General features: G+C 67.3%; 5 protein-coding genes and 1 pseudogene. 5 read left to right on the top strand and 1 reads right to left on the bottom strand.

What is annotated here, in order from left to right:
* Positions 1 to 822: glycosyltransferase (locus VGZ32_RS20070; protein ID WP_326887646.1), on the bottom strand; the 822-nt coding region annotated here is incomplete at its 3' end.
* A gap of 283 nt (positions 823 to 1,105) precedes the next feature.
* Between VGZ32_RS20070 and VGZ32_RS20065 the strand changes: the two genes are divergently transcribed.
* From VGZ32_RS20065 to VGZ32_RS20045, 5 genes and pseudogenes are all read left to right on the top strand, one after another.
* Entirely contained in the window at positions 1,106 to 1,951 is an 846-nt protein-coding gene (locus VGZ32_RS20065; protein ID WP_326887645.1) for a ZIP family metal transporter, read from the top strand.
* A gap of 145 nt (positions 1,952 to 2,096) precedes the next feature.
* Positions 2,097 to 3,695, top strand: coding sequence for an APC family permease (locus VGZ32_RS20060; RefSeq protein WP_326887644.1), 1,599 nt, complete (start codon positions 2,097 to 2,099; stop codon positions 3,693 to 3,695).
* Between the two features lie 179 nt (positions 3,696 to 3,874).
* Complete coding sequence (locus tag VGZ32_RS20055) at positions 3,875 to 4,501, top strand: helix-turn-helix domain-containing protein (RefSeq protein WP_326887643.1); 627 nt, start codon at positions 3,875 to 3,877, stop codon at positions 4,499 to 4,501.
* A 3-nt stretch (positions 4,502 to 4,504) separates the two neighbouring features.
* On the top strand, positions 4,505 to 5,218 hold the full coding sequence (locus tag VGZ32_RS20050; protein WP_326887642.1) for a hypothetical protein: 714 nt from the start codon (positions 4,505 to 4,507) through the stop codon (positions 5,216 to 5,218).
* A gap of 55 nt (positions 5,219 to 5,273) precedes the next feature.
* Positions 5,274 to 5,659, top strand: a pseudogene (locus VGZ32_RS20045) (hypothetical protein); the annotation flags it as partial.

Genomic DNA, 5,659 nt, shown 5'->3' with positions numbered 1-5,659 from the left:
TCCGCCTGCCGAAGCGAGTGCGGAACGTCGGACAAGCATGCAACCGCCCGCGGCAGCGGCCGTGCGGCTCCGATTCCGATTGACCCTGGGGAACGGATAGAGCTGCGCGAAGCTGTACACGAACGCAGGCACAATCGCCCGCTCTGCGGTCGTCTCGGTGCGCAATAGAGCCATCAGCGAGACGAGGTCTGCGTCGTGACGCTCGGCGAACCCCACCAGTCGGCGAACGCTGTCGGCCGAGTGCGCGATGTCCGCGTCCGTGAACAGTAAATAGGTCGGTTGCGAGACGGCCGAGCCGCCGCTGGACAGGACGCTAACCGCATCGGTTCCGCCACCCGCCACCGTGTAGCCACTGGCCGCCCCCTCGGCTCCCTCGACGCGGCCGCTCTCAACATCCGCGATCGCCTTGACTCCGCGATTCATCGCGGCGACCTTCCCCACCCAGCCCGCCGGAGGACCGTCACTCCGGACGATCGTCAGCCCGCGCTCCCGACCCGCGCCATCTCTGCCCGCCGCGATCTGCGCGCCTGCGATCTTCTCCGCGACGTCGGCGGTGCCGTCGGAACTCGCGTCGTCCACGAGCAGAACGCTGAACTCCCCTGGATAGTCTTGTCCCAGGAGTGAAGGAAGGCTCACCGGCAACACCGAAGCCTCATCACGAGCGGGCACCACCGCGACGACTGTCGGCCACCCGTCGTCAGGCGCCGCATCGCCGCAGTCGGCAGGAATCCGCTGGTCCGCGACCCAATAGCGCCCATGCGCCACCAGAAGGTAAAGCCACGTGGCAGCCGAGAGAAACGCCAGAACAGTGAGTGCGAGCACGCGTCCAAGATTGGCACGCCTAGCACCCCCACCGGTCGCTCCACCCCTACGACGGGCGACACCGTCCCTCACCGCTCGGCGCTGCCCCTCGCGGTCGCCGTCGATTGCCGCCACGCCGTCACCCCGACGCCTCGCCACCGGCCGCGCCCTGACGGCCGCGTTTTACCGAGAACTTGGCCTCCGACCTGCGACCGTTTGGATCGCATTTGTTAGGCAAACCTTACCTACGTTAGCCTCTGAGTGAATCAAGCCCGCAGCCGCCGACCCGTCGCAGGAGCCTCGAATGTCCGGACCCGAGATCACGCTCCTGGGCGCAGTCGCCGGATTCACGATCTACCTCGGGCTCCCCATCGGCCGCATGCGGAACCCCGCGCCCAAGTTGAAGGCCCTGCTCAACGCCGTCGCCATCGGCATTTTGATCTTCCTCCTCTGGGACGTTCTCACCCACGCCTGGGACCCGATCGACGCCGCGCTGTCCAGCCACCGGTACAGATCGGCCACCGGGAACGCCGCCGTCTTCTTCGGCTGCTTCGGCGTCGGCCTCGTCGGACTGGTCTACTTCGACCGCTACGTCGCGCGCCGCGCCCACCGCCCACGAAGCTTCGGCCCTGGCGCCGCGACCGCCGGCGAACTCGCCTCCACCGGCCGGCCCACCTCTTCATCCGCGTTCTCGCGCTTCTTCGACCTCTCCATGCTGATCGCCGTCGGCATCGGCCTGCACAACTTCGCCGAGGGCTTGGCCATCGGCAACTCCGCCGCGCAGGGACAACTCCAGCTCGCGATCCTGCTGATCATCGGCTTCGGCCTGCACAACGCCACCGAAGGCTTCGGCATCGTGGCGCCGCTCGCGGCCGAGGGACGGGCGCCCACCTGGACCCGGCTCGGCCTGCTCGGCCTCGTCGGCGGCGGACCCACCTTCCTCGGCACGGTGATCGGCCAGCACGTCGTCAACGACGCCCTTTCCATCGGCTTCTTGACTCTGGCCGCCGGATCGATCCTCTACGTCGTGATCGAGCTCATGGCCGTCGCCCGCCGCATGGCGCTGAAGGAGCTGACCACCTGGGGTCTCCTGCTCGGCATCGTGCTCGGCTTCATCACCGACGCGGTGGTGACGGCGGCCGGGGCCTGATCTCGCGGCGCTGCTGTTTCCCGAGGCCACAGCGGCGACGTGAGGCCGACGAGACTCGTGAGGCTGGCGGAACAGTCTGGGTGACAAACGGCCTCGTCGGAGAGATGGTGATGGTCACCGGCCCACTTCAGCCGAGGAGCCGCACATGTCCGCCACCTCCACCGAACCGGATGTCGGCGGCCGAGCCGCGTCCGCCGACAAAGGCCTCAAGTCCGACGCGCTCGGCCTGATCTCCAGCATCGTGATCGGCACCGCCTCCGTGGCGCCGGCCTATAGCCTCGCCGCGACTCTCGGTTTCGTCGTTGCCGCTGTGGGACTCCAGTCGCCGATCATCATGCTCCTGGCCTTCGTCCCGATGTTGCTGGTCGCGTTCGGCTACCAGGGACTCAACGAGTACGACCCCGACTGCGGGACGACGTTCACCTGGGGTGCCAGGGTCTTCGGCCCCAAGTCCGGCTGGCTCGGCGGCTGGGCGATCATCGCCGCCGACGTGATCGTGATGGCCAACCTCGCGCAGATCGCCGGTGGCTATGGCTTCCAACTGGTCGGAGCGAACGGAGTCGCGAACAGCGCCGGCTGGACCGAGGTCGCGGGGATCGTGTGGATCGTCCTGATGACCGCGATCTGCTACGTCGGGATCGAGGTCTCGGCATGGTTGCAGAAGGTGCTGCTCACCGTCGAAGTGATCATGCTTGCCGTGCTCTCGGTCACCGCGTTGGTCAAGGTGTACGGCTCGAACCCGCCGCCCGGCTCGATCCACGTCGCGGCTTCTTGGTTCAACCCCCTGGACATCGCGTCCTTCTCCACGTTGACACAGGGTCTGCTGCTGGCCGTGTTCATCTACTGGGGCTGGGACACGGCCGTCTCCATCAACGAGGAGACGAAGGACAAGGCGAAGACGCCAGGTCGCGCCGCAGTCCTGTCCACCGTGCTCCTGCTGGTCATCTACGGCGTGGTCACCATCTCGTCGCAGGCTTTTGCCGGAGTCGGAGCGAAGGGCCTGGGACTCGCCAACCCCGCGAACTCCGGGGACGTGCTCTCCGGGCTTGGCGGCGCAGTCTTCGGCAGTGTCGGCCTCGGCTGGTTCCTGAGCAAGCTCCTCGTCCTGATGGTGCTCACTTCGGCTTCCGCCTCCACGCAGACGACGATCATGCCGACCGCGCGCACCGCGCTCTCGATGGCGAGCCACCAGGCGATCCCCCGCGGCTTCGCCAGGGTCCACCCACGTTTCCGCACGCCGAGCTGGTCCACGGTGGCCATGGGACTGGCCTCGATCGCCTTCTACGCAGCGCTGATCAAGATCAGCGGAAATGTGCTGAAGGACACGATCGGCTCCCTCGGCCTCGCCATCGCGTTCTACTACGGCCTGACCGGTATCGAGTGCTTCTGGCACTACCTGCCGCAAGTTCGTGCGGCCGGTCGGACCGGCGCCCGCGGCAGGCAGCGCATGCTGTGGCTCTACTGCATCATGCCGCTGATCGGCGGGCTGATCCTGTGGACATTCTTCGGCTACGCCTGCCACATCTACTGGAGTCCGAGTTACGGCGCGACGCACTGGGACATGCCGTTCGCCCCGCACTGGTCGATCGGCGGCGTGTTCCTGACCGGCATCGGCGCGCTCGTGCTCGGGATTCCATTGATGTACATCTACCGACTCGTCCGTCCCGCCTACTTCCGTGGCGAGACCCTGCCGAAGGAGACCGCTGTCGACGGCACCGCGGTTGTGCCGGACACCGCAGCCTGATTTCAGTCACGAGAGCGGAAACCGAAGCCGCTTCGCCATGTCCTGACAAGGCTCGCTCCCGCCACTCCGGCGGGAGCGAGCAGTTTGCGCAGCCTCATCGGGTTCGCGGCGTCGCCCATCGCCTAGCCGACAATTTTTCTATCCTTGACAACAAAAACGTTCGGTGCGATCGTGGGGCCATGTTGGAAGTAGCCGTCATCGACGACCCCGCCGCAGCCGAGGCCTCGCTCGACCCGATCCGGACGAAACTGCTCGCCGCGCTGACCGAGCCGGGCTCGGCCAGCACGTTGGCCGCGCAGGTCGGGCTCACCCGGCAAAAGGCGAACTACCACCTGCACGCGCTGGAACGGCACGGGTTGGTCGAACTCGTCGAGGAGCGCCGCAAGGGCAACGTGACCGAACGGGTGCTCCAGGCCACGGCCGCGTCATACGTCATCTCGCCGCGCGTGCTGGACGCCGTGGCACCCGACCCCGGGCGCGCGCCCGACCAACTGTCCGCGCGATGGCTTCTCGCGCTCGCCTCCCGGCTGGTGCGCGAAGTCGGCGATCTCATCACCGGGGCGACCGCCGCGAAGCAGCGTCTTGCGACGTTCGCCGTGGACAGCGAAATACGCTTCGCCAGCGCCGCCGACCGTGCCGCCTTCGCCGAGGAGTTGAGCTCGGCGGTGAAGGGTCTCGTCGCCAAGTACCACGACGAGCACGCACCGGGCGGTCGGCGGCACCGGCTCATCGTCGCCCTGCACCCAAGCCTGACCCGTCCGATCGCCGAATCCGGCGCAACCGTCACCGCGAAATCCGAGGAGTAGCCGATGTCCCACTCATTCCAGATCAACCGCGAAGTCGTCCTTCCGGCCACCCCCGAGCAGGTGTTCGCGGCTGTCACCAGCGGCACCGCAGGCTGGATGTTCCCCGTGGACGCCGATCCCGGAGCGTCCGCCTCCGGTTTAGACGAGCCCGACGTCACGTGGGATCCCCCGAACCATTTCGCTGTCCGCGTCGAGGGCGAGGACGGCTGGTTCAACGCCCTCGACTACATCATCGAGGCACGCGACGGCGGCACGGCCTCCCTGCGCTACGTCCACAGCGGGATCTTCGTCGGCGACTGGGACGACCAGTACGACGGCGTGGATAAGCACACCGACTTCTATCTGCACAGCCTCGGCCAGTACCTGCGGTATTTCTCGGGCCAGAGCCCCGCCTACATCGCGCTGAGCGGACCGGTCAACTCGGCTGCCGCCGAGTCCTTCGAAACGCTCAAGAGCGCCATAGGCCTTGCCGACGAGTCCGGGGAGGGCGACTCGGTTCGGCTCGACGTGCCCGGCCTCGAGCCGATCGACGCCGTGGTCGACTACATCAACCCTTACTTCCTCGGTTTGCGCACGGACGAGGCGCTGTATCGCTTCTACGGCCGAAACGCCTTTGGCGGAACGGTGGACGCCGCGCACCACCTGTTCGCCGAGGGGGTCGACAAGGCGAAGACCGAGCAGGCCTGGCGCAGCTGGCTGGATGGGGTGTACGCCTGATAAGTCGTCATACACCTGCCTGAATGTGCGCAGGAGGCCCGACAAGGGGAGCTGCATGGCGGATGCGGGAAAGCCGGAAGCGCTGCCGAGTGATCGGCGCTTCCGGCGGGGACTCTGGATACGCCCGGTCGCATCGGCGAACGCTGGTCGGGAGTCTCGCGGGCGAGCCACGCCGGACGGGAGGTTTCCCACTCCGGCCGGCGCTAGGCGGAGTGCCGGGATAACCGACGAACAGCAGACCGCGTTCGACCTCGCGGAGACCTGGCTGAGGAAGGGACGGCTGGCGAAGGCGATCCCGTATCTCGAGCACGTCGAGCGGGGCCCTTTGAGCAGCGCGGCGGCCGGCTATCTCGGGGCGATCTGCGCCGAACTCGGCCGGTTCGAGCGGGCTGAGCACTGGTTTCGCAGGGCACTGAGCGGCCAGGATTCGTTTGCCCAGCG

It is taken from the genome of Actinocrinis sp. (genome assembly GCF_035938995.1).
Taxonomy (GTDB): Bacteria; Actinomycetota; Actinomycetes; order Streptomycetales; family Catenulisporaceae; genus DASZGI01.
The sequence above is the reverse complement of the archived record's forward strand: the minus strand, read 5'-3'. Positions and strand labels throughout refer to the sequence as shown.

What these genes read in the sequence shown, in the direction of transcription:
- VGZ32_RS20065 (WP_326887645.1), top strand. Translation starts at nt 1,106, where the DNA reads ATGTCCGGACCCGAGATCACGCTCCTGGGCGCAGTCGCCGGATTCACG.
- VGZ32_RS20060 (WP_326887644.1), top strand. Translation starts at nt 2,097, where the DNA reads ATGTCCGCCACCTCCACCGAACCGGATGTCGGCGGCCGAGCCGCGTCC.
- VGZ32_RS20055 (WP_326887643.1), top strand. Translation starts at nt 3,875, where the DNA reads ATGTTGGAAGTAGCCGTCATCGACGACCCCGCCGCAGCCGAGGCCTCG.
- VGZ32_RS20050 (WP_326887642.1), top strand. Translation starts at nt 4,505, where the DNA reads ATGTCCCACTCATTCCAGATCAACCGCGAAGTCGTCCTTCCGGCCACC.